The organism is Paraperlucidibaca sp. (assembly GCF_982810325.1).
In genome coordinates this window covers 191,116-215,178 of record NZ_CEYEMI010000001.1, presented here as the reverse complement: position 1 = coordinate 215,178, position 24,063 = coordinate 191,116, and the positions used below count along the sequence as shown (strand labels likewise).

Annotated in this window: 27 protein-coding genes and 1 other RNA gene; 8 read left to right on the top strand and 20 right to left on the bottom strand. The window is 52.0% G+C overall.

The genetic code is table 11. The features are described from left to right. From mraZ to rsmI, 4 genes are all read right to left on the bottom strand, one after another. A complete protein-coding gene (mraZ, locus tag AC3DKE_RS01060; RefSeq protein ID WP_340674835.1) occupies window positions 1-456 on the bottom strand; it encodes a division/cell wall cluster transcriptional repressor MraZ in 456 nt (151 codons plus the stop codon). 314 nt (window positions 457-770) lie between these two features. Further along, window positions 771-1,157, bottom strand: a complete 387-nt coding sequence (locus AC3DKE_RS01055) for a hypothetical protein (RefSeq protein WP_340674834.1) — start codon at window positions 1,155-1,157, stop codon at window positions 771-773. A 71-nt stretch (window positions 1,158-1,228) separates the two neighbouring features. Next, window positions 1,229-1,592: RNase P RNA component class A (gene rnpB, locus AC3DKE_RS01050), an RNA gene on the bottom strand. 66 nt (window positions 1,593-1,658) lie between these two features. Continuing rightward, window positions 1,659-2,519 (bottom strand): 16S rRNA (cytidine(1402)-2'-O)-methyltransferase, encoded by an 861-nt coding sequence (gene rsmI / locus AC3DKE_RS01045; protein ID WP_379070574.1) that lies wholly within the window; start codon window positions 2,517-2,519, stop codon window positions 1,659-1,661. A gap of 92 nt (window positions 2,520-2,611) precedes the next feature. Between rsmI and AC3DKE_RS01040 the strand changes: the two genes are divergently transcribed. From AC3DKE_RS01040 to AC3DKE_RS01030, 3 genes are read left to right on the top strand one after another with little or no spacing between them, the layout of a single operon-like run. Next, a complete protein-coding gene (locus AC3DKE_RS01040) occupies window positions 2,612-3,010 on the top strand; it encodes a YraN family protein (protein ID WP_411729386.1) in 399 nt (132 codons plus the stop codon). Window positions 3,011-3,025: 15 nt separating this feature from the next. Next, window positions 3,026-3,622, top strand: a complete 597-nt coding sequence (locus AC3DKE_RS01035) for a D-sedoheptulose-7-phosphate isomerase (protein ID WP_340675626.1) — start codon at window positions 3,026-3,028, stop codon at window positions 3,620-3,622. Next, window positions 3,612-4,208 carry a BON domain-containing protein gene (locus tag AC3DKE_RS01030; protein ID WP_484216553.1) on the top strand — a complete coding sequence of 199 codons (597 nt, stop codon included), beginning with the start codon at window positions 3,612-3,614 and terminating at the stop codon, window positions 4,206-4,208. Before AC3DKE_RS01035 ends, AC3DKE_RS01030 begins: the two co-directional genes overlap by 11 nt. Window position 4,209: 1 nt before the next feature. Here the strand turns inward: AC3DKE_RS01030 and AC3DKE_RS01025 are convergent, their stop codons facing one another. From AC3DKE_RS01025 to AC3DKE_RS00985, 9 genes are all read right to left on the bottom strand, one after another. After that, complete coding sequence (locus AC3DKE_RS01025; RefSeq protein WP_340675624.1) at window positions 4,210-4,614, bottom strand: ClpXP protease specificity-enhancing factor; 405 nt, start codon at window positions 4,612-4,614, stop codon at window positions 4,210-4,212. Window positions 4,615-4,622: 8 nt separating this feature from the next. Next, on the bottom strand, window positions 4,623-5,231 hold the full coding sequence (locus AC3DKE_RS01020) for a glutathione S-transferase N-terminal domain-containing protein (RefSeq protein ID WP_340675623.1): 609 nt from the start codon (window positions 5,229-5,231) through the stop codon (window positions 4,623-4,625). 138 nt (window positions 5,232-5,369) lie between these two features. Continuing rightward, on the bottom strand, window positions 5,370-6,038 hold the full coding sequence (locus tag AC3DKE_RS01015) for a cytochrome c1 (RefSeq protein WP_340675622.1): 669 nt from the start codon (window positions 6,036-6,038) through the stop codon (window positions 5,370-5,372). Continuing rightward, a complete protein-coding gene (locus AC3DKE_RS01010; RefSeq protein ID WP_340675640.1) occupies window positions 6,038-7,246 on the bottom strand; it encodes a cytochrome b in 1,209 nt (402 codons plus the stop codon). Before AC3DKE_RS01010 ends, AC3DKE_RS01015 begins: the two co-directional genes overlap by 1 nt. 23 nt (window positions 7,247-7,269) lie before the next feature. Further along, window positions 7,270-7,860 (bottom strand): ubiquinol-cytochrome c reductase iron-sulfur subunit, encoded by a 591-nt coding sequence (petA, locus tag AC3DKE_RS01005; protein ID WP_340675621.1) that lies wholly within the window; start codon window positions 7,858-7,860, stop codon window positions 7,270-7,272. A 235-nt stretch (window positions 7,861-8,095) separates the two neighbouring features. After that, window positions 8,096-8,482, bottom strand: coding sequence for a 30S ribosomal protein S9 (gene rpsI / locus AC3DKE_RS01000; protein WP_340675620.1), 387 nt, complete (start codon window positions 8,480-8,482; stop codon window positions 8,096-8,098). An 11-nt stretch (window positions 8,483-8,493) separates the two neighbouring features. Continuing rightward, window positions 8,494-8,922 (bottom strand): 50S ribosomal protein L13, encoded by a 429-nt coding sequence (gene rplM / locus AC3DKE_RS00995; protein ID WP_340675619.1) that lies wholly within the window; start codon window positions 8,920-8,922, stop codon window positions 8,494-8,496. Between the two features lie 227 nt (window positions 8,923-9,149). Beyond that, the gene (gene zapE / locus AC3DKE_RS00990) at window positions 9,150-10,277 is read right to left on the bottom strand and encodes a cell division protein ZapE (RefSeq protein WP_340675618.1); all 1,128 of its coding nucleotides are present in this window, start codon (window positions 10,275-10,277) and stop codon (window positions 9,150-9,152) included. Next, entirely contained in the window at window positions 10,270-10,956 is a 687-nt protein-coding gene (locus AC3DKE_RS00985; protein ID WP_340675617.1) for an alpha/beta hydrolase, read from the bottom strand. The genes zapE and AC3DKE_RS00985 overlap by 8 nt, the downstream gene beginning before the upstream one ends. A 140-nt stretch (window positions 10,957-11,096) precedes the next feature. Here AC3DKE_RS00985 and AC3DKE_RS00980 point away from each other — a divergent pair, with 140 nt between their 5' ends. Then, a complete protein-coding gene (locus AC3DKE_RS00980) occupies window positions 11,097-11,549 on the top strand; it encodes a Z-ring associated ZapG family protein (protein WP_340675616.1) in 453 nt (150 codons plus the stop codon). Between the two features lie 192 nt (window positions 11,550-11,741). Then, window positions 11,742-14,351, top strand: a complete 2,610-nt coding sequence (gene acnB, locus AC3DKE_RS00975; protein ID WP_487989768.1) for a bifunctional aconitate hydratase 2/2-methylisocitrate dehydratase — start codon at window positions 11,742-11,744, stop codon at window positions 14,349-14,351. A gap of 136 nt (window positions 14,352-14,487) precedes the next feature. On the opposite strand, the gene AC3DKE_RS00970 is transcribed toward acnB, so the two are convergent. Further along, entirely contained in the window at window positions 14,488-15,276 is a 789-nt protein-coding gene (locus AC3DKE_RS00970; RefSeq protein ID WP_340675614.1) for a nitroreductase family protein, read from the bottom strand. A gap of 142 nt (window positions 15,277-15,418) precedes the next feature. On the opposite strand from AC3DKE_RS00970, the gene AC3DKE_RS00965 reads away from it, so the two are divergent. Further along, complete coding sequence (locus AC3DKE_RS00965) at window positions 15,419-16,879, top strand: flavin-containing monooxygenase (protein ID WP_411729387.1); 1,461 nt, start codon at window positions 15,419-15,421, stop codon at window positions 16,877-16,879. Between the two features lie 86 nt (window positions 16,880-16,965). Here the strand turns inward: AC3DKE_RS00965 and AC3DKE_RS00960 are convergent, their stop codons facing one another. From AC3DKE_RS00960 to AC3DKE_RS00935, 6 genes are all read right to left on the bottom strand, one after another. Next, complete coding sequence (locus tag AC3DKE_RS00960) at window positions 16,966-17,286, bottom strand: hypothetical protein (RefSeq protein ID WP_340675612.1); 321 nt, start codon at window positions 17,284-17,286, stop codon at window positions 16,966-16,968. Between the two features lie 131 nt (window positions 17,287-17,417). After that, on the bottom strand, window positions 17,418-18,281 hold the full coding sequence (locus AC3DKE_RS00955) for an alpha/beta fold hydrolase (protein ID WP_340675611.1): 864 nt from the start codon (window positions 18,279-18,281) through the stop codon (window positions 17,418-17,420). A gap of 68 nt (window positions 18,282-18,349) precedes the next feature. After that, on the bottom strand, window positions 18,350-19,249 hold the full coding sequence (lpxO, locus tag AC3DKE_RS00950) for a lipid A hydroxylase LpxO (RefSeq protein ID WP_340675610.1): 900 nt from the start codon (window positions 19,247-19,249) through the stop codon (window positions 18,350-18,352). Between the two features lie 72 nt (window positions 19,250-19,321). Next, window positions 19,322-19,858, bottom strand: coding sequence for a DUF2058 domain-containing protein (locus AC3DKE_RS00945; protein WP_340675609.1), 537 nt, complete (start codon window positions 19,856-19,858; stop codon window positions 19,322-19,324). 2 nt (window positions 19,859-19,860) lie between these two features. Next, on the bottom strand, window positions 19,861-20,910 hold the full coding sequence (locus AC3DKE_RS00940; RefSeq protein WP_379070603.1) for a hypothetical protein: 1,050 nt from the start codon (window positions 20,908-20,910) through the stop codon (window positions 19,861-19,863). Window positions 20,911-20,928: 18 nt separating this feature from the next. Continuing rightward, window positions 20,929-21,693, bottom strand: coding sequence for a glutathione S-transferase N-terminal domain-containing protein (locus AC3DKE_RS00935; protein WP_487989766.1), 765 nt, complete (start codon window positions 21,691-21,693; stop codon window positions 20,929-20,931). Between the two features lie 188 nt (window positions 21,694-21,881). Between AC3DKE_RS00935 and AC3DKE_RS00930 the strand changes: the two genes are divergently transcribed. Next, window positions 21,882-23,072, top strand: coding sequence for an alpha/beta fold hydrolase (locus AC3DKE_RS00930; protein WP_411729392.1), 1,191 nt, complete (start codon window positions 21,882-21,884; stop codon window positions 23,070-23,072). A gap of 140 nt (window positions 23,073-23,212) precedes the next feature. Continuing rightward, the gene (locus AC3DKE_RS00925) at window positions 23,213-23,986 is read left to right on the top strand and encodes a ferredoxin--NADP reductase (protein ID WP_340675605.1); all 774 of its coding nucleotides are present in this window, start codon (window positions 23,213-23,215) and stop codon (window positions 23,984-23,986) included. Window positions 23,987-24,063: the final 77 nt, after the last annotated feature.

The following is a 24,063-nucleotide window of genomic DNA, read 5'->3' as shown; positions in this document are numbered from 1 at the left end:
TTATAGCGCCAGAGTATCAATGGCTTGCGCAAGCTCGGCAGCCGAGAAGTCGGCATTGAGCAGCTCAGCTTGTAGAGCATCCCAGGTAGGCTTATGCCAGATTTCACATTTCTTGCCCTGACCGGCAAACACCACAGCTTTTTCAAATAGTGCAAATTTGCGTAGCTCGGGGCTAACCAAAAATCGCCCCGCGCTATCGAGATTAATTTCTGTTGCATAGCCCATTAGGCGACGCTTGAGCATGGCTAACGGCGCACTAGAGCTCGGCAGTGCATCAAGCCGCGCTTCAATGACTTCCCATTCAGGCAATGGGTACAGTACTAAGCATCTTTCACGAATATCGACGGTCAGGACAAATTTTCCCTGACACTCAGCCATAACGCGCTCGTGGTAACGCGTCGGCAAGCCGATGCGCCCTTTGGCGTCCATGTTGAGTTCGTCGTAGCCGCGAAACATTCGATTAGCCTTCCCGAGTGGGCGATAAAAACAATAAAAACCACAAAGTCACACTTTTCCCCACTCTGTTGGCAATATAGGGATGCGACCGCTGAGCGTCAAGGACAGTCTCAGTCGGTTATATGTATAGTTTAGGTATTGAATAACAATGACTTAGCTTTAATGCGCAGAATCAACATTGTCATTGAATAGAAGATAAACAATGACTTAGCGATGTTTCCTCATGCCAATACGAGAGCTTCGCTAACGTTAGAATTTATAGTTATATATAAATTAGTTATGCGAAGCTTAGACAAGGGTGTAACAGATCTACGCTAGCTCGTAGATCGAGCGCCTCGAGCCACGCGCCAGTGAATCAGCAACGTCAGCCCTGCTACCAGCAGAAACATAAAGCATTGCAGCAGCGTCTGAAAGCCACTACGCCGCTCGCCGTTAATGGCGATCACAAGCGACTCCTGCCGCTGCTGACTTAGCTTTGCCTCACTGGGCCTCGCCTCTTGCTTACCATCGCTTGAATACGATGGCTGACTACGCCAATAAGCATCGTTCGTCTGATGATTGGAGTAGGTATTTTCGTTTAGCGTTAACTCAGGCGTTGCTACTGTGAACACAGCATAGCCCGCAATACCTGCCGAGATGACGATACAAAATACTGCGGCGAAACAGACTGAAAGCGCATATATCTCTAGCTTACTTTTCATGCTCTATCTCACTTTCAAGGCCACCGAGCATATAGAGGCTACTACACATCTCAAGCTCAGCTCACATAATAGGTCGGAGTCAGCCGGTAAGCCGGGTTCTGTCGTGGACGATCATTCCTCTAGGCGCACCGTCGCCGATGCGCTCAAGCAACCTACCCGTGTCCCGCGCGGGCCGCGCGTCTGGACACCTATTTGGTCTTGCTTCGAGTGGGGTTTGCCGTACCGGTCTGTTACCAGACTCGTGGTGCGCTCTTACCGCACCGTTTCACCCTTACCTGATCCTCAATACTCGAAAGTGCTAAGGCCATCGGCGGTCTACTCTCTGTTGCACTTTCCGTCGGCTCGCGCCGCCCAGGCGTTACCTGGCACTCTGCCCTATGAAGCCCGGACTTTCCTCCCCCCTGCATGCAGGGCAGCGATCGTCTGGCCAACTCCGGCGCGCAGCATACGGCGGCAGGAGCACTAACTCAAGGCGCATATCTCAGCATTTACTGACATCAACTACTGCGCCGCCTCGCGCAACTGCTGCGCCAACTCGTAAAGTGCATTTTTACGTAGCCCCAAAACCTCCGCAGCAATAGCTGCTGCCTGCTTCACCGGCAACTCCCGCACCAATACCGCCAACAAAGCCTCGGCCGTGATGCTGTGCTGATCATTCACCGCCAGTGCTGGCGCGCCGGCCACAACAATGACCATTTCGCCCCGCTGCTGATTACTGTCGGCCTCAACCCAAGCTAATAGTTCAGCCAATGGCGCGCGTTTAATTGTCTCGAAAGTTTTTGTCAGCTCACGCGCTAAGGTTGCCAAGCGCTGTTCGCCAAAGACACTGGTCATTGCCGCTAGAGTATCGACGATGCGATGCGGCGCTTCATAAAAAATCAGGCTATGCGGTGTCTGCGCCAAAGCCTGTAATCGCGACTCGCGAGGGCCGGCCTTCGCCGATAAAAAACCTTCGAAATGAAATCGGTCAGATGCCAAACCGGCGGCACTTAAAGCTGCAATTGCCGCACAAGCACCCGGCACTGGCGACACCCGTATGCCCGCCTCATGCGCTGCTGCCACCACACGATAGCCAGGGTCACTAATCAGCGGCGTGCCGGCATCGGAAATAAGCGCCAGCGACTCGCCAGCGAGCATGCGCTCAATCAGCATGGGCACGCGTTCGGCCTCATTGTGATCATGTACTGCCGTGGTTGGGGTGGTGATGCCTAGCTCTCGCAGCAAGCGACCAGCGTCGCGCGTGTCTTCGGCTGCAATCATCGACACCGCTTGCAGCGTAGCCTTTGCGCGCGGCGATAAATCATCGTTATCGCCAATGGCTGTCGCCACCACATACAACACGCCCGCTTCCAACTTACTCATCGCAGCATCCACTTTTCATTGATCGCTAAGCTTACGTGCCAGCACAGGCATGCGCCATGGTCTTAACTAGAGATAAAGCCAAGGAGTTAGCCATGCCATCCGTGCGCAACACATTACAAGCAGGCTCACCGACACAGGTGCAAGGTCGCATAGCCGAGGCCGACGCTTGCGAGCTGCTTATTAGCGCCGGCCATCGCATCATTGCGCAAAACTACCTCTGCCGTGCTGGCGAGATTGATATCATCAGCGTCAACCATTACGGCAAGCTGGTGTTTACTGAAGTACGCTGGCGCAGTAGCGTTGAATTTGGTGGAGCCATTGCCACGATAAACGCGCAAAAGCGAAGCAAAATGAGCAAAACAGCCGCTTTCTTTTTGCGCCAAAACCCACACTACGCTACCTTCAGCAGTCGATTTGATGTCATTGCTTTTAATGGCAAACCGCCGCACTGGCAACGTGTTTGGTTGCGCGGCGCATTTAGCGCGTTTTAACTTTACGGATGAATCATGCAAGCACGCATTGCCCAACTCGGCCACGATGCCATGAGCACACTAGCCAAGCTCGTTGAAGAAGCTAGCCCCGCCATCGAGCAAGCCGCTATGGTTATGGTCGATGCCTTGGTGAATGGGCACAAGATCATCAGCTGCGGCAACGGCGCCTCAGGCGCCAACGCACAGATTTTTGTTAGCAAGCTGCTCAATCGCTTTGACCCTGAGCGCCCCGCCCTACCAGCATTAGCGTTGGCTCCAGATAGCATCACGCTAAGCGCTTTAGCACAGGACAACCGCCTCACCGAATCATTTTCGCGGCCATTTCTCGCCATCGCGCAAACTGGCGATGTCTTGGTGGTGCTATCTGCCAGCGCCACCGCCCCTAATATCATTGCCGCCGTGCATGCTGCTCAAGAGCGAAACTGCCCGGTGATTGCACTCACCGGCGCCAGCGGTGGCGAAATTGCGCGCCTACTTAGCGAGCGTGATGTATTGATTCAAATCCCAGACCATCGCAGCTACCGAGTGCATGAAGCGCAACTCTTTACTTTGCATTGCTGCTGCGCCTTAATCGACACAGCCTTATTTGGAGATCCAGACCTTGCTTATTAAACCCATGAAAATCGTATTGACTGCTGCCATCGTTAGCACTGCGTTACTTTCAGGCTGTACCACGCTGGCCAAAATGGGCGTTGCCCCTGGCATCGCAGACCCTGGCACGCGCACAACGGCGCTTTCACTAACTGATATAAGCCTATCGCAAGCCGTTCTTCGCGATATTTTCCGCGACATTCCAGCCGCGCGCGATGGTCGCATCCAAGTTGAATCGTTTTATCAGGTCATATTGATCGTTGGCGAAGTGCAGAGCGCTGAAATTAAAAGCCGCATTACGCAAATCGCGAAGAGCTATAAAGACGTACGCTCAGTACACAATGAGCTAGAAGTGGCAGTGAACCGCGGCCTGCTAGAGCGGGCGGGCGATGACATGCTGGAAAGAAAGGCCGGCTTTACCTTAGCCACAGCCGATAATGTGCCTAGCTCGCAAACCAAGATTGTCGCCAAAAATGGCACGGTGTATTTGATGGGCGCACTGACGCAGCGCCAAGCCGATCGCGCCATTTTGCGCCTACAGGCGCTCGATGGCGTGACACGGATTGTGAAAGTGCTGGAAATAGTTGGTGAGCCGAACGCTCAATAAGCTATTTCACCACACTGAGAAAAGGCCGCGGTTTCGCGGCTTTTTCTATTGCAGGCTCAGCTTCAGCAATAGGCGGTGGCTCGGGCGAGTATTCCGTAGCTTCGAAAAATAGACCTTCGCCATTTTCCTTTGCATAAATGCCCAGCACTGCACCCACTGGCACCTGTATCGCCATTGGCATGCCGCCAAAACGCGCTGAAAACAACACCGCTTCATTGCCCAAAACTAAGTCGCGCACAGCCGATGGCATGACGTTAAGCACAATGCGACCATCCTCAACAAATTGTTGGGGCAACTCGCAGCCCGGCCAATACGCATCGACCAATAAGTATGGCGTAAAGTCGGCATCGACTAACCACTCATAGATGGCACGAATAAAGTAAGGGCGCGTTCCTTTCAGCTGCATCACTAGCTTCAGCCTCGACGCATATCGCGTTCAACATCGGTCAAGCTGGCTAAGAAGCCATCGCGATGGAAGATCTGCCCCATATAACGCACCATGCCTTTGCATGAGCGCTCTGGCAGCTCAATGCCCATTGCTGGCAAGCGCCATAAGATTGGTGCCAACATGCAATCGAGCAAGGAGAACTCTTCGCTCATGAAGAAAGGCATCTCGTTAAAAATCGGGGCAACCGTAATCAAGCTATCGCGAAGTGTTTTTTGCGCTTTCTGCAAAGCAGCATCTTTCAGCTTGCCCGACAAAATGGCATCGACTTGCGAGCACCAATCTTTCTCGATGCGGTAAGCCAATAACCTAGCTTGCGCACGTGCAACCGGATAAATCGGTAGCAATGGTGGGTGTGGAAAACGTTCGTCGAGGTATTCCATCATGACTTTGGTTTCATAAAGCGATAAGTCACGATCAACCAATACCGGCAGCTCGTTGTACGGGTTCAAATCTGCTAAATCAGCTGGGCGATTGCCTGCAGAAACACTCACTACATCGACTGAAACACCTTTTTCGGCCAACACAAAGCGTACGCGGTGGCTGTAATGATCCGCCGCTTCCGAATAAAAAGTCATTGAAGCGCGTCGTGTAACCGTCGCCATCTTAAATCCCCCTAGCAAGCGCTCAACTCAGAAGCGCAAAAGCAAAAGGGCGGCACCGTAAAGCGCGCGCCCTTTTGCTCAAGACCACAGCCGGCAAATGCCGATGTGGGATTATTTAACGTCTTTCCAGAACTCTTTGTTCAGGAAGTACACGGGAATAAAGAGCACTGCCAAGAACAGTAATACCCAAAAACCCATGGCTTCACGCGTGGTGCGCGAAGGTTCAGCCATATACGTCATGAAGTTAACCAGGTCGCCCATAGCTTCTTCATAACCTTCAGGACCTAGCTCTTTTTCCAGCGGTTGTAGTACATGAGGCATACCAACATCTTTAAAGACGTGGTTGTTTACACCCCATGGACGTTTATCGTCTGGATAGAAGTTAAGCAAGTAGGTATAGACCCAGTCTGGCGAGCGGAAACGTGTTTCCAAAGACAGATCAGGTGGCGCATTACCAAACCATTTGGCTTGATCTTTCGGGCTCACGTGCGAGTTGATCGGATCGCCGATTTTATCGCTAGTAAACATCATGTACTTTTCAACCAACGCAGGGTCGATGTCTAAATCTTGTGACATTCGCTCGTAACGCAAGTATTTCGCGCTATGACAGCCTGAGCAGTAGCTTAGAAAAAGCTGAGCGCCTTTCTGCAACGATGCTTTATCGTGCAAATTGATCGGTGCCACTTCGCATTCGTGCAGCTCACCGCAGGCGCCACCAGCCGAGGCGAAAGCCCAAACCGGTGCTATCGACAAGACAAGAGCCATGATCAACTTTTTCATTAGTGTGATCCCCCAGTAACGCGATCAGGCACAGGTTTTACCTTCTCCATGGACGTATAGAACGGCATGAGTAAGAAAAACAAGAAATAAGTAATCGTCAAGATCTGCGACATCACGGTTTTAACAGGATCGGAAGGTACTGCGCCTAAGTAGCCCAAGCCTAAGAAGCTGATGACAAACACACCAAGCCAAATCTTGCTTTGCGTGCCTTTATAGCGCATCGATTTCACCGGGCTCTTATCCAGCCAAGGCAGGACAAAGAGAATGGCAATCGCCGCACCCATGGCAACCACACCACCAATTTTTGACGGTACTGCACGCAGAATCGCGTAGTACGGGGTGTAATACCATACTGGAGCAATGTGATCAGGCGTCTTCAGCGGGTTAGCTGGCTCGAAGTTTGGTCGCTCCAAGAAGTAGCCACCGCCATCAGGGAAGAAGAACAACACTGCCGAGAAAGCCGCCAAGAACACCACAATACCGACTAAGTCATGCACCGTGTAGTAAGGGTGGAAAGCAATGCCATCTAGTGGAATACCGTCTTCGCCTTTCACTTTCTTGATGTCAACGCCATCAGGGTTGTTTGAGCCCACATGGTGCAATGCAACCAAGTGCATAAACACTAAGGCCACAAGCACTAGAGGAATCGCCACCACGTGTAATGCGAAGAAGCGGTTCAAGGTAATGCCAGAGATCAAGTAGTCGCCGCGAACCCAAGTCACTAACTGCTCGCCGACAACTGGCACAGCACCAGCCAAGTTCAGAATAACTTGCGCACCCCAATAGGACATATTGCCCCATGGCAGCAGGTAACCGAAGAAGCCTTCAGCCATTAGCGCTAAGTAGATGGCCATACCGAACAGCCACACCAGCTCACGAGGCTTTTTGTATGAACCGTAAAGCAAGCCGCGGAACATATGCAGATAAATCACAACGAAGAACGCGGATGCGCCGGTGGAGTGCATATAGCGCAATAACCAGCCGTACTCAACGTCACGCATGATGTATTCGATAGAATCAAATGCACCTTCGCCTGACGGGTTGTAAGACATCGTCAACCAAATACCGGTAACCAGTTGGTTAACCAACACAATCATTGACAACACACCGAAGAAATACCAGAAGTTGAAGTTCTTCGGGGCATAGTACTTCGACATGTGATATTCGTAGGTTTCAGTCGCGGGGAAACGCGCATCTACCCAGCCCATAAGGCTTTTACCTAGATTTGCCATCAGACGGTATCCTCACCAATCACAATCACAGAGTCTGTTACGTAGCGGTAAGGTGGCACCACTAAGTTTGTTGGCGCCGGCACACCACTAAAGACGCGACCAGCTAAGTCAAAGCGCGAGCCGTGGCATGGACAAAAGAACCCACCGACCCAGTCTGCACCTAAATCGGCAGCAGCAACTTCTGGACGGAATAATGGAGAACAGCCCAAGTGCGTGCAAATACCGGTCAACACCAAAAACTCAGGCTTAATTGAGCGCGTGGGGTTTTTAGCGTATGCAGGCTGCTGAGTTTCAACTTCAGAATTTGGGTCATTAAGCTTGCTATCGTGCGTAGACAGCGTTCTCAGCATTTCAGGCGTGCGACGCACCACCCAAACAGGCTTACCACGCCACTCAAACACAGCGCGCTGGCCAGGCTCGATCTGACTAATGTCAGCGGTGACGGGTGCACCAGCGGCTTTCGCCTTGGCGCTCGGGTTCCACGATTTTACAAAGGGAACTGCTACCCCTGCGACGCCCACAGCACCTACAGCAGCTGTGGCACCAATCAGCAGGCGGCGGCGATCAACATTTACGCCGTCAGTACTCATTAGACGCACTCTCCGAATCAGCTTAAGGCCGCCATTTAGAGGCACGCGCTGGTACCTGGCGGAGCTTGAAAAAGCCCACACATGTTAATGAAATAGCATGGAACTGACAAGATAAAGAAAGCCATATCCACACAGAGTTTCCGCTCATTACACAGAAAATAGACCAAATGCAAAAAGCCCGCTGGTAAACCAAGCGGGCTTTTTGTATCGGCGTCGGCGACTAGCGCCGAGCAGATTAACGCTTCGAGTACTGTGGACGCTTACGCGCTTTACGCAGACCGATTTTCTTACGCTCAACTTCACGCGCATCACGCGTTACGAAGCCTGCTTTACGCAGTGGCGATTTCAGCTCTTCGTTGTATTCCACCAAAGCACGTGTAATGCCATGACGAATTGCACCGGCTTGGCCGCCGATACCACCACCAGCAACGGTGACTTTGATGTCGAATTGAGTCAGAAGCTCAACCAACTCTAGTGGCTGACGCACCACCATACGAGCAGTTTCACGACCAAAGTAAGTATCCAACGGGCGGTCATTAACGACGATGTCGCCTTTACCCGGAGTGATAAACACGCGTGCTGTCGCAGTTTTGCGACGGCCAGTACCGTAATTCATTGTCATAGCTTAGGCGCTCAGATATTCAGTTCTTGCGGCTGTTGGGCGGAATGGGGATGCTCAGCACCACCATACACTTTCAACTTAGCCAGCATATCACGACCCAATGGGCCTTTTGGCAGCATGCCTTTAACGGCGATTTCCAAAGGAGCTTCAGGGCGATGTGCCAATAGCTTCTCGAAATTCACGCCTTTGATACCACCAGGGAAGCCTGTGTGGTGCCAGTACATTTTGTCCTGAACCTTGTTGCCAGTGACAGCTACTTTGCTAGCGTTCACAACAACAATGTAATCGCCGGTGTCGACGTGCGGAGTAAATTCTGGCTTGTGCTTACCGCGCAGACGCACGGCAATAGCGGAAGCTAGACGACCCAGCGTTTTACCGTTTGCGTCAACCACAAACCATTCACGCTTTACGGTCTCAGGCTTGGCACTGATAGTCTTCATGTCAACTTGCCTTCAAAAATCGAGTTGTGCGGCAACCCAAAAATGTTGTCACCGCAATGAGGTCGCGAATGTTACCCAAGGACGAGCCTATTGGCAATGACTGCTTGAAGATTTTTTCACTACCCTAGGCATTGCTGCGCTAATTAGGTCAGCGTGTGAGCAATAGCGCGCTATATACATAGCCTCGGACCTACAAAACAAGCTTGATTGCTCTGCATGCCATACGCCTAAGGCCGATGTGGGCGCATCAAATAATCGCTGGATTGCATTTCCTGCAATCGACTTTGGGTTCGCTCAAACTCAAAGCTCAAGCGCCCGCCTGAGTATAGCGACAAAATAGGCCGCTCAGCGGATGCCACCAAATTAACGCAGCGATCATAAAGCTCATCGATCAAATTGATAAAGCGCCTTGCTGCATCGTCGTTATCTATACCCAGCTCAGGAATACCAACCAGCACTACTGAGTGGTAAACACGTGCCAGCTCAATATAGTCATGAGCGCTTCTAGGCTCTTCGCAGAGCTCCGTAAAGCTAACCCAGAGCACATCATCACTGCGACAAAGAACCTCGACCGTCCTATCATTAATATTAAGTGGCGAGTTCTGCACACTCTGTCCGAGCGTTAGCTCTCTAAAACGCGCCTGCAAAGCTTGTGCAGCTGCATCATCCACTGGCGTGTAGTAGAGCGCCGCCTGCGTTAATACGCGCAGTCGATAATCAATGCCGGCATCCACATTGAGCACTCGGCAATGCGCTTGCACTAGCGCGATGGCAGGAAGGAAGCGCTGGCGCTGCAAGCCGTTTTCATACAAACGCTCAGGCACGATATTTGATGTGGCCACAAGGGTCACACCGCGCACAAACAAGCGCTCGAACAATCCACCCAAAATCATCGCATCGGCAATGTCAGTAACAAAAAACTCATCGAAGCAAATAACAACAGCCTCATTATGCAAGGTGTCGGCGACGTGCGAGAGTGGGTCTTTTGTGCCCTGCAACTCTTTCAGCTGAAGATGAACTCGCTGCATAAAGCGATGAAAATGCACGCGTAACTTGCGCCGAAATGGCACTGACTCAAAAAATAAATCCATCAACCAAGTCTTACCACGGCCTACTCCACCCCATAAATACAGACCTTGGGCTGGCAACTTTTGACGCCTAATTTCTCGTATCCGCGCAGGGCCTCGCACGCGCTGAGCACGCTCAAAGCGCGCAAGAAGCTCATCAAATACTTGCTGCAAGCCCTCTACCGCTTCTCTTTGCGCAGGATCAGCGGTGTAGCCTTCTTGTGCGATGAGCAGCTCATAGCTTGGCAATGGCCCAAGAGGCCGACTTTGGTTTTGCACATCAGCCATTGCGGCCCTCTCCTACTTCAATGCCATGACGAACCCAATCGCGCAAATCGGTCAAGCGACCATGGAAAAAATGACTAGCGCCCGTCATCACACGCTCCTCTATTTCAGCATTTTGCGTTTCCAGCCAGTCGCTAATGGCCTGCGGATCGACAACCTCATCCTCATTGCCATAAATCACTCGCGTGCCTTTTGGCAACTGGAAACCGACCATCGGAAACCGCGTCACAGGCGGCGCAATCAGCATCAGCGAGCGCCCCTGCAAAGATGCTTGAGTTGCCTTAGCCCAAACTGTAGCAGCCACAAAAGCACCAAAAGAGAAGCCAATGAGGGTGAGCTCTTCAATACCCAGCGTCGCCTGCGCCCAAGCCAGTACCGCCAGCACATCATGCTGCTCGCCGGCGCCATGATCGAACTCACCAGCACTTTCGCCTACACCACGAAAGTTGAATCTGAGGCTTGCCATGCTGGCATCGCGACATGCTCTATGAGCGGTGAAAATAACTTTATTTTCCATGGTGCCGCCAAATAGCGGGTGCGGATGGCAGAGCACAGCCAAGGATTTTGCTCGGGCATGAGGCGGCACAGACAAAATGGCCTGTAACGGGCCCATCGGGCCAGGTAGTGTCAGCCGATGGTCACCGACAGCGTACTTAAAGGGGGAGTTTTCGTTACCGGCCATGCCGAAGTCCTCTACGTAGATCTTTCGCAAGTAGCGGCGAGAATGGTATAGATACACACATCGATCGCCAACGCTGTTATTTGCATGAATAATACGCGCTTAGGTGGTAGCTCGGCATTAAGCCGATAGGGAGAGTTCAGATGACGGCGTTGTGGAGCACAGTATTCTTTTTCATTGGCGTTGCAATTGGCGCTTATTACATGAAACGTCGGACTTCCGATCACCGCAGCCACGAGCTAGAGGCTCTGCTCACTGATCTGCAAAGTCGCCATGAAAATTATCAAAATGATGTGCGCAGCCACTTCGAGCACTCGGCACAGCTAGTGAACGAGATGACACAGCGCTATCGTGAGATTCATGAGCACCTACGCACGGGGGCACAAGTACTGTGCAATGACCCTAAGCGCGCTCGTGAAGACAACCCCGCCAACCAGTTTGTTGGTCTGTCTGGCCCCACTCCTGAGCCACAAGAGCCGAACCCTTACGCGGGCATTGAGTCGGGCGACTTTTCGTATTATGAGCCGCCACGCGACTACGCCACTAAGGATCCGCTCGATAAGGGCATGCTCGATGAGCGTTATGGATTTAAATAAGTCTTGTTGAAAAATACGGCGCGCGCCTGCAAGTCGGCCTCAGACGATTGGACGAGTGCCGACCTTACTTTTCGTGCGTCTATAGATTATAATTTTCAACCGAATTCACACTAAACCATCGTGTGCATTGGCCTCAGTGGGCCGATTATCGTGGTGGTTTAGTTTTTACCGCCCCCTCCAGAGGACTCCACTGTGCTCGAAGCCTATCGTCAGCATGTTGCCGAACGCGCCGCCCTCGGCGTACCCCCAAAACCACTAGATGAAGCACAAGTCGCCTCCGTAGTCGAACTCTTAAAAAACCCACCTAAGGGCGAAGAAGACTTCTTAGTAGACCTGCTTGAAAACCGAGTTCCGCCTGGTGTTGACCCCGCTGCCTATGTGAAAGCTGGCTACTTAGCCGCTATCGCTACTGGCAAAGCTGACTCAGCTCTTATCAGCAAGCAACGCGCTGTGTATCTGCTTGGCACAATGCTTGGTGGTTACAACGTGGCCCCGCTAGTTACTTTGCTAGATGATGCAAATCTAGCAGCCGAAGCCGCCATTGCGCTGAAAAAGACATTACTCGTATTTGATGCTTTCCACGATGTTGAAGAGAAAGCTAAGGGTGGTAATGCCCACGCTAAAGGCGTCATGCAGTCATGGGCCGATGGCGAATGGTTCACCAACCGTCCAGACGTTGCGCAAAAAATCACCGTCACCGTGTTCAAAGTGACCGGCGAAACCAACACCGATGACCTGTCGCCTGCGCAAGATGCGTGGAGCCGCCCAGACATCCCGCTACACGCCAACGCCATGCTGAAAAACGCGCGCGATGGTATTACGCCTGACAAGCCCGGCGAAATTGGTTCGATCAAACAGATCGAAGCACTGAAAGCTAAAGGCCACACAGTTGCCTATGTTGGTGATGTAGTTGGTACAGGCTCAAGCCGTAAATCAGCTACCAACTCGGTGCTCTGGTTCACTGGCGATGACTTGCCGCACATCCCTAACAAGCGCGATGGCGGCGTTTGTATCGGCAACAAAATCGCTCCTATCTTCTTCAACACCATGGAAGATGCTGGTGCGCTGCCATTTGAGTGCGACGTTAACGCGCTACACATGGGCGATGTCATCGACATCTACCCATTCGAAGGCAAGATCTGCAAGCACGGTACTGATGAAGTCATCGTAAACTTCGAACTGAAATCACAGGTATTGCTAGACGAAGTACGCGCCGGTGGCCGTATCAACTTGATCATCGGTCGTGGTTTGACCAACCGAGCTCGCGAAGCTTTAGGTCTTAGTGCATCGACTCTATTCCGCCAGCCACACTTGCCAACAGACACCAAAAAAGGTTTCACGCTGGCACAGAAAATGGTCGGTCGCGCTTGCAACCTGCCAGAAGGCTTAGGCGTTCGCCCAGGCACGTACTGCGAACCGAAAATGACCACCGTGGGCTCGCAAGATACCACTGGCCCAATGACACGCGACGAGCTGAAAGATTTGGCTTGCTTGGGTTTCTCGGCTGACTTGGTTATGCAATCGTTCTGCCACACCGCCGCCTATCCAAAACCTGTTGACGTTGGCACGCACCACACACTGCCAGACTTCATCATGAACCGTGGCGGTGTTTCGCTGCGTCCAGGCGACGGCATCATCCACTCTTGGCTCAACCGCATGTTGCTGCCCGACACTGTCGGCACCGGCGGCGACTCGCACACTCGCTTCCCACTGGGCATTTCCTTCCCAGCTGGTTCTGGCTTGGTGGCCTTCGCAGCCGCTACTGGCGTGATGCCATTAGACATGCCTGAATCAGTGCTAGTGCGCTTCAAAGGCAAAATGCAGCCAGGCATCACGCTACGTGACTTGGTGCACGCGATTCCTTACTACGGCATCCAAAAAGGCCTGCTCACTGTTGAGAAGAAAGGCAAAATCAACGCCTTCAACGGTCGCATTCTGGAAATTGAAGGCCTTGAGCACCTAACTGCCGAGCAAGCCTTTGAATTGTCAGATGCTTCTGCTGAGCGTTCAGCTGCGGGTTGCACGATCACCTTGTCGGAAGCCAGCGTGAAAGAGTACCTGACCTCCAACATCACCATGCTGAAATGGATGATTTCCAATGGCTATGGCGACGCTCGCACCATCGCGCGCCGCATTGGCAATATGGAAAAATGGCTGGCCAACCCAAGCCTGCTACGCGCTGATAAAGACGCTGAGTACGCCGAAATCATCGAAATCGATCTGGCCGATGTAAAAGAGCCTGTGCTCTGCTGCCCGAACGATCCAGATGACGCCAAGCTGCTATCCGATGTTGCTGGCACTAAGATCGATGAAGTCTTCATTGGCTCATGCATGACCAACATTGGTCACTTCCGCGCTGCTGGTAAGCTGCTCGACAAAGTGCCTGGTGGATCGCTGACCACGAAATTGTGGATCGCCCCGCCGACCAAAATGGATCAGCATCAGCTCATGGAAGAAGGCTATTACAACATCTATGGCCGTGCTGGTGCTCGTACTGAGATGCCTGGCTGCTCGCTGTGCATGGGCAACCAAGCTCGCGTCGCACCCAACAGCACTTGCGTATCGACATCGACGCGTAACTTCCCCAACCGTTTAGGCCAAGGTGCCGATGTCTACTTGGCCTCAGCCGAGCTAGCGTCAGTTGCCGCTGTTATTGGCAAGCTACCCACCGTGGCTGAGTACATGGAGTACGCTAAGCAAATCGAATCAATGTCAGGCGAGATTTATCAATACCTGAACTTTGACAAGATGGAGGAGTACACAACTCCAGCGGGTAAAATTGATATCGCTCAGCTGACATAATAGCCGCAGTGATACACAAAAAAGCCCAGCTATATGCTGGGCTTTTTTATACGTAGTTTTGCCCCACGGCGTACTTAGATCAGCTTAGCCTCAAGGCAGGCAGCACCCTAATAAGCATAGCCAGCCTGATTTCTGCTCAAACCTCGTGCACAAATAGCTCACGCTCAAAGCGTACCTGCGGCCAAAACACGCCATCATCAGCACGTTCGCCCGCACCCACAACCATGATTGGGAATGATGCATCACCTAGGCTCAATAGCTTGCGCACACGCACTTCATCAAAACCTTCCATCATGCAGGTGTCGTAACCATGAGCACGAAACGCCAGCACTAAGTTTTCGCAAGCCAATGCTGTGCTTTTTGCTGCCCACAAATCGACTTCTGATTTGGTATAAGGGCCACGCGGCACTGCCGCAACCAAGCCGCCCACTGAAAACGCGGCCTTTTTCACCATAGCAAAGCTGTTAAGCGGGCCTGGCGCGTAGTTATACGGAATGAGCTGATAATAACGCTGCACTAATTTTGGCACATCGGGCATAGGCCACTCACGCAGCATTTTGCGTGAAAACTCATCAATCCTATCGGTACGAGCAACACAAACAATTAGCTCTGCTGCAGTTTTAGCGGCTAGCTGACTCATGCAAGCTTTCACTAGTTTGGCTTTTTTATCCTTCGAGCGAACAATGAAAAACTCCCACGGCTGCAGGCCTGATGAGCAAGGTGCCAGCAACGCCATATCCAAACAATCATCCATGACCGCTTGCGGAATCGGCTTATTGGTGAACTTACGCACCGAGCGGCGGCTAATCACTACTTGGCGAAATGACTCTAAATCTATGCCGGTAGGCGCAGGCTCGTAGTAGCGCGATTTACCATCGGCGGTGACAACGACAGGCTTAGATTTTGTTGCTGACTTAGCGGACATAATTATCTCTTTCATATTAAAGTGTTGGAAAGCTAGCCAAGCCTATTGTTACTGTCAAACTAGAAGAACAAATGGCGTGACATTTTATGGCCACATGCTAACCTTACATTTGTCGGATTACTAACCTTGAGGCGTCTTATCTATGACCACCCCACATCACGATATCATTGTCGTTGGCAGCGGATTTTCAGGCCTAGGCATGGGCATTTTTCTGAAAAAATCCGGCCGTAACGATTTTCTCATTTTAGAAAAATCGACCGACTTTGGCGGCACTTGGCTCGACAATGATTATCCGGGCGCCGCCTGTGATGTGCCATCACATATGTATTCGTACTCATTCGATCAAAACCCCGATTGGTCACGTTTCTACTCAGGCCAAGCCGAAATTTTGGCTTATATGAAAAAGTGCGCGAGGAAATATGATCTCTACTCGCACTTTCGCGGCAATAGCGAGCTGATTGAAGCGCGCTGGAGCGATGCTGATAAGCGCTGGCAACTCAAAACAGGGGATGGCAAGGCATATACCGCGCGCGTGGTGATCTCCGGCATTGGTGGTTTAAGCCGCCCTGCACTGCCCAACGTAAAGGGCCTCGATAATTTCAAAGGCACAATGTTCCACTCCGCGCGCTGGAATCACGACTACGACCTCACAGGCAAGCGCGTTGCGGTTATTGGCACTGGCGCCAGCGCCATCCAGTTTGTGCCGCAAATCGCACCTAAAGTGGATGAGTTAGTGCTGTTTCAGCGCACACCACCTTGGTTGGTGCCAAAACCCGATGGCGTCATTAATGCCGGCGTGAAAAAACTATTCAACTTCTTACCGGCGTCACAAAATTTAGTGCGCGCTGGAATTTACTGGCAGGCCGAAGCATTCGCTCTAGGTTTTGTGCATCCAAAACTCATGGTGGCTATTGAGAAATTAGCGCGTTGGCATTTGAAAAGACAGATCAAAGACCCTGAATTGCGCGAAAAACTAACACCCAACTACACCATTGGTTGCAAGCGCGTGCTGTTTTCAAATAACTACTACCCAGCTCTGGCTCGCGATAACGTCAAGGTCATCGCCGCTGGCGTCAAAGAAGTGCGCGCCAACAGTGTTATCGATTCCAATGGCCAGGAACACCAAGTCGATGCCATTATTTGCGGCACCGGCTTTGATACCAAGGACCCATTAGGTCCGCTGCATTTATATGGCCGCGATGGTATTGAAACGCGCTCCAAAGAAGGCGGCTTAAGTGCTTATTTAGGCACTACACTTAAAGACTTACCAAACTTATTCATGTTGCTTGGCCCGAATACTGCGCTCGGCCATAACTCGATTATCTTCATGATTGAGCAGCAAATTCGCTATGCTATAAGCTGTCTAGATGAGATGGACAAGCGTGGTGCCGCTGAGATATCAGTCAAGCCCGAGGTGCAAGACGCTTATAATGAGCGCATTCAAGCCGAACTACAGAAAATGGTCTGGAGCGAAGGTGGCTGTAAAAGCTGGTATATCGATGAAGATGGCAAGAACTTCACCATCTGGCCTGGCTTCACCTGGAAATATTGGATGCGCATGCGCAAGCCAAACTTCCGCCACTTCCAGTTTAAGAAAGCTTAAACCGATAACGTTAGATACTAAAAAGCCGCTACTAAGCGGCTTTTTAGTTAAGGTTCTGCAAGTCACATATCTAGCAAAATAAGCGCTCAATGGCCGCGTGTAAGCTCGTGAATTTTCGCGATATAGCGCGGCATCATGCCAATGTCTTCGAAAATTTCCTCACCCTCTTCGACACGAATTACTCGTGTGCCCTTTTGGTAAGGCATGCGCGTCTCAAGCTCAAACAAGCCATGATGCAAAACGCTGGCAATAATCTCTTGCTCGCTGAGATTGTAAACAGCTGCAAGCGCCTGAATTTTAACGCGATCAGTATCGAATACACTGACCTGCATAGGCACTTTTTGCCGGTGTAATAACTGCCGAGCTTCCCACTCTTGAATCAGCTCAGCAAAGGCGTTGTGCGACATAATCATCCCTCCGAGGCACTTCAACCCAACTCTAGTCGGATAGACCAACCATACTCCGGAGATGGCTAGACAGCACTACCTCTCATCTGCTCAATGCTGCCTTTGGCACCATTGCACATTTACTAGGTCACTTAGACGATTAAAAACGGGGAAATAGCTGCCCATACTTGTTCAGGTCGCTCGACTTGCGGGTAATGACCAAGGCCAGGCAAGGCTTGAGTATTGGGCTGAGTGATCAGCTCGCGGTAACGCGCCACCATGTGCTCTCCAGAAATGGGGTCATCGGCGCCAACCACTACGCGCAATGGGCTCGCCGTATGTTGCAAGGCACCGACCCAGCGCGCTCGCTGCTGCTGGCGCTCGGCCATATAGCCAATGAGCTTCGGCATACGCAAATGCCCATCATTGTGCTTCAGCAAGGCCCACATATCGTTCACAGCCTCATCAGGCAGCTGATGGCAGCATGCCGCCTGCAAGCGCCCAATAAACACTTCTCGGCGCATCAGGCGTGCAACTAAAGGGCCTAATGGACTGGCCAAAAGCTTTTGCGTGAGTAGTGCGCGATGGGTTTCTGGAAATAGCCCGCCATTGAGCAAGCAAACGCGATCAATAACACCATGGCCGCTGCCATCGAGCTGACGCGCCAATAACTCCTGCGCCACCGTGTCGCCAATGTCATGAGCAAGAATATGGTAGTGCTCAACGCCTTCGGCACGCAGCAGCGCTTCTACTCGATCAGCTTGATCGAAGATGCTGTAGTGGTGTTTCTGAGGCTTGGCACTGAGGCCAAAGCCGAGAAAATCGAAGGTGTAGCAGCGAAAATGTGCCGTGAGCTGCGGCCATAGCGGCGCCCAGTCAACGCTAGCGGATGGAAAGCCATGTAACAGCAGCAAGGCTGGGCCGGTGCCGGCGATGTGAACAAAGTGGCGCTGGCCCTTAAGCTCGCGATAATCACCGCTACGCTCCCACGAGAGCAATTGGGCGGAGAACGACATAGGCCAGCTCCCGAGCTAGGCAAGGCCTGCTGAGTGCAGGCTATAAGCTAGCTCCTAAGATGTAGCGCTTAAAAGATAAATATCCACGCCAGCAGGCCACCGAGAATCAACCACTTCAGCACGTAATACAGCGTGCGGTTGGTCTTTTTCAGCGCCTTGGCACGCAAGCGCACTAAGTATAAATAGCTAAATGCTTTGTTGATGCCGCCAGTTTTATCGCTGTCGGTATTTGGCGAGCTAGCCGCCGTCATCACCGTGCGTGCAAACCAATTATTCAGCGCTTGCGCCCAACGCCGCGTCATCGGCCGCTCAATATCGCAGAGCAAAATAATACGATTTTCGTCAGTCATGTTTTCGGCGTAATGGATATAAGTTTCATCAAACATCACACCCTCGCCGTCGCGCCAGCTATAACGTTCGCCATCGACATCGATAAAGCAACGATCATCGTTGGGCGTAATCAGGCCTAAGTGATAACGCAAGGAGCCAGCAAACGGGTCGCGATGGCGCACTAGGCGACTGCCCGGTGGTAGCTCAGTAAACATTGCGGCTTTCACCGAATCTAGGCTGCGCACCAACGCCGTGGTTTTGGGGCACAGTTCTGCAGCGGATGGATGGCCGTCTTCATACCATTTCAAATAAAAGCGCTTCCAGCCGACCTTGAAAAAGGAGTTAAAACCGGCGTCGTTGTATTCAGCAGATGCCTTGATCAAGCCCTTCTCGCCCAAGGCTTTAGCTTCATCGCGAATCTCTTCCCAATGCTCAGCAAGCACCGCAACTTCAGGGAAATGGTCTTGCGACAAGTACGGCGTGGTCGGTACTTTAGACCACCAATACATGATGACGTTGATCGGTGCCATCAAAGTGGAGTGATCGAAAAACTGCCGCGAAAACTTGTGCTTCACCTTGCCGCGGCGCTGCACAAAAATGGCCGACGCAATGAATATCGCGAGAATTATCCACTTCATATTTGCTTACTCAATAGGTACGACTAGACGCCGCCATTTTACCTTGCAGGATGGCGTCAAAGCCACAACGTACTACCACATCAGGTCATCAGGAATCACATAGTCCGCATAGGGGTCATCATCCGCTACAGCCTGCGCTTGGCGCTCGACCTTCAACACCACACGAGCGCTATCACGCTGTGCAATTTTCTCTGCAATAGCTGTCGGCACTAAGGCAAATTCAATCGACGCCGCAGCGCCAATACGCACAATAGCAATCTGACCACGAGCCACTTGGTCGATCTGCGCAGGGCGCAGCCAAAGCTTGCGGATTTTGCTGCCGTCTGCAAACTGATAGGGCTGATCACCGCCGCTACGATCGATCTGATGCATTTCAATAAGCTGACGAATTTGCGCAACGATGGCTTTTTCAGCCTGAGTATCTTGCTGCGCTTTATTGGCAGCCTGATCACGCACTAATTGCTCAGCTCGCGCTTGCTTGACCAGCTCAGCCGCTGGCACTTCCTCATGTCGGCCTTTGGCGGCTTGACGCTTGGCGTGATCGGCCTGACGTGCACGCTTGGCATTGGCCAGCCCAGCCTGCATTAATTGGTCTTTCAAGGAGGCCATGTTTAAGTTCCCTGCTCAGCCAATATCGCCTCAATGCGACCAGATTGATAAAACGGCAGCAATTGGCGACGCACGATGCCATCGAGTAATTTCGCCTTATGCAATGCAGCAATAGCCGGTGGGGCAAAGCGTGAAAGCTCAGCGAAAATCATCTCGCGTGTTACGCCCACCTCGTCGAGTAAAAACTGCAGCGTGGCATCATGATATTTATCGAAAAAGCTATCGATGGCCACTTCCAGCAAGACCCCGTAATACGGCGTATGACGCAGTTCGCCGCGCCAGAACTCATAGCCGATAACAAAGATTTCTTCCAGGCTTGCCGCGCTCACATATTCGCGGAAACGACTGGCCGGCCAGTGCTTAATATCAGCCCAAACATCAAGCGCAATACGGCGCACAGTCTCGTCGCTAAGCTTGGCCTTAAGCGATTCTTCACTTGTGCGCAAAGTGGCTTGCGTGCTTTTACGCACATAGGCCTGCAAGCCTTCATCTAATGATTTTTCCAAACCCGGCGAGGCTTTACTCAGCACCGACTTACCCAAGCCCATCAGTGCCGAGGCTCCTGGGATGCCTTTAGCAGCAGCATTGCCTTGCGCCAAATAGCCTTTGATGCCGCGCGAAATAAGATCTGACGACATCTCCACCAATAAAGGGTTGCCCAAGACGGCGTGGATAAGTTTGTCGCGCAACTCATGCAGCTCAACGGCTTTGTTGATGATTTCGCGCGCTTGCTTGTCGGAGACAATGTCGCTGAGCTTGGTGTCATCGTGAATTGGATGCGCATGCAAGACGCGAGCGATATCACCGACCAACTCAGGAATGCCGCCCGACATCGGCATCTCAACGGCATAGGCACGTGCAGTGGCCAGAATTTGCTCTTTGCTAACCATCTGTGTGAGCTTGAGCTTCTTGGCATTGACTAAGTCAGCATCAAGCTCGGCAGACAGATGCTCTAGCAGGCCATCACCAGTGAGTAAGGCCATCGAATGCGAGACATGCGCCTCATATAGAGCAGCAACTACTGGGTGCGCGGGAGTTTTTTTCTTGGTCATGATGAGCGAGCCTTAAGTTTAGATTGCGTAGTTTGCTTTCAAATAAGACAAAATCGTTTCGGACTCGAAAAGCTCAGCGCCGGTATTAGGATCTTGCAGGAATGGCAGCTGCACACGGCCATGCTTTTGCATAAATTGCTCACGCTTGCCGCCAGCTTTTGGCACATAAGGACCAGGCTTCAGGCGCTGCACAGCTGGCCCAATTTCGGTCCAATGCTCTTTGCCCAGGTTATGCAGGCTATAGGGAATTTCCAGCTCACAGAGCAGTTCGCGCACTGGGCGAGAATATGGGCTGACCTCAAAGCTCCACAATGCCAGTGGCTTCTCTGGTGCTCGCGAAGGCTTTACGCGCATGCCCGCAGTCGCCCGCGTAGCGCTAGCCAATAGGCTACTCGCAGTATGTAGCGGCGTTTTTTTATAGGTAGCTGGCGCTGGGCGATTTGCGTAGGCGCGGAATAAATAATCAATGATCGCACCCGACTCATAAAGTACGGTGCCGGTGTTGGGGTCTTGCAGCAATGGAAACTGCAGCTTGCCACCAACTTCAATGGCCTGTGCGCGAAAGCGCGTGCCGTTTTTCGGGCATGGGCGAATATCTAAATCTAAGTGCAAGGCGGTCGCCGCTTCACGCACCATTCGGCAGTATGGGCAGTTCTCGATATCAAACAATACGGGGCGTTGCTCGGGCTGCTTAAAGAAGGCACGCCCAGCGCCACCGCGCCAACCAGCAGCTGTTGAGGCCAGAACTGAGCTTAAAATATTAAGTTGATGAGCGAATGACATGAGATAAATCTCGCAAACAAAAGAAGGCGATGACTTTGCCACAACGCCGCGTTGACGCCAAACGCATTCGCTCATGGCATTTAGGCCACTGCCAATGACCGAATAGTCGCTATAGTTCGCACATTATGTACGCGCTGCGGATACTCAAGCCGTTAGCTTGAACATTGCCCGCCGCTCAGGAGCCATTTATGCCACGCCCATCATTGCCCGAACGCCTTAGTCAGTCGCTACAGCAGCAACGCCACAAGCTAGCGAAACGCGCTGCGGTGTTGCGCCACGAAGGTAGTCGCGTATTGACCAATGCTAATGATCGCTTTCTGCGCACGCGCGAACTCACGCTATCGGGCCAAACGCCTTATGAAGTCTTGCACGACAATGGTTTGGTGAAGCTGCGTCATTATCTACCTCTCACCGAAACTGAGATTCAGCTCGGCGAAGGCATATTGGCGGTAAATCCGAAGCGCCACCGCGTGCCGGTAGTGTTAGTGCCACCACTCGCGGTGAACATGAACATTTATGATTTTTTCCCTGAGCGCAGCTTGGTCAAATTTCTGCTGGCCCATGGCTTCTCGGTGTATTTGATTGACTGGGGTCGGCCGACACTGCGCCATACCCACTACAACTTAGAGACCTATATTGCCGACTTTATGCCGGACTACTTAAGCCATATCCGTCGCCATGCTGGAGTCGAAGAGCTCAGCCTGCACGGCTGGAGCATTGGCGGCGTATTAGCATTGGGCTATGCCGCGCTCAGCAAAGACCCGAATATTCGCAACTTGGTTATTGTCGGCACACCAATCAATGGCCACGCTTCCGGCGCACTCGGAAAAATGTATCAGCGCCTCGCCAAACAAGCGGCCTGGGTGCGCAAACACACGGGCTTTCGTGTGCACAACCTCAGCCCTCGCCTGCTACACACACCGGGCTGGATCAACTCACTATCATTCAAAATGCTCAGCCCTGCCAATAGCCTACTGGGCTATTGGGAGCTGATCACACGTCTCGATGATCGCGAGTTCGTCGTCAATCACGCCACCAACGGCGCCTTTCTCGATGATATGGTGGCCTACCCCGGCGGTGTCATCCAAGACATGATGATTCGTATTTGGCTCGATAATGATCTGGCTGATGGCCGTATTCACCTTGGTAAGCATCAAATAGACTTTGCCGACATCAAGGCTTCTTTGCTGGCCTTTGCTGGCAAGCAAGACACTATGGTCACAGCCGATGCCATGCGTCCACTACCCGATTTAATCAGCAGCGATGACGCCACATTGGCGCTTATTTCCGGTGGCCATATGGGCATTTTAGCCGGCAGTAATACGCCAACAGAGGCGTGGCCACAGCTTGCCGACTGGCTTGCACCTCGCTCTCAATAATCAGAAACATTCGATTTTCTGATAGATTTAATCAGAATTACCCGATAGTTCTGATTAAGTTTGCGCCTTAAACTGGCCACTAAATCGGCGATACTTTATTATTCGCGCTCAACGCCTCAGCCCCGTCAAGAGATTTGATCATGTCTAACGTAGCCCAAGAAACCGTCCTAAGTGTTCATCATTGGAATGACACTTTGTTCAGCTTTACCACCACACGTGACCCCGGCCTACGCTTTCACAATGGCCACTTCGTCATGATCGGCTTAGAGACTGAAGGCAAGCCACTGATGCGCGCCTACTCAATTGTCAGCGCCAACTACGAAGAACATCTTGAGTTTTTCAGCATCAAAGTGCCCGATGGCCCATTGACCTCGCGCCTGCAGCATTTACAGCCAGGCGACACTCTGATGGTCAGCCGCAAGCCCACTGGCACGCTGATCATGGACAACCTTTTGCCCGGCAAAACGCTGTATATGTTGTCGACTGGCACCGGCTTAGCGCCATTCATGAGCATCATCAAAGACCCTGAGGTCTATGAGCGCTATGACCATGTCGTACTCTGCCACGGCGTGCGCGAAGTCAGCGAGCTGGCCTATGCCGACTTCATTTCCGAGCAGCTCCACGACAATGAGTTTTTTGGTGCCGAATCGCGCAAAAAATTGATTTACTACCCTACGGTTACGCGCGAAGAGTTTCGCAATCAAGGCCGTCTGACCAATCTCATCGAGTCCGGCAAGCTCTTTAGCGATATTGGCTTACCGCCATTAAACGCCGAAACTGACCGCGTGATGATGTGTGGCAGCCCGAGCATGCTGAAAGACTTAGTGGTGATGCTTGAAGAACGCGGCTTCACCGAATCGCGTCATGGCCAACAAGCGCACTACGTTATTGAGCGCGCATTTGTTGAGAAATAAGCTCAGCGCTTAAGCAGTAGCCCTACTTAGCGGGAAACAAAATGCCCGTCGTCAGTAAATAGGCGGCGGGCACGATC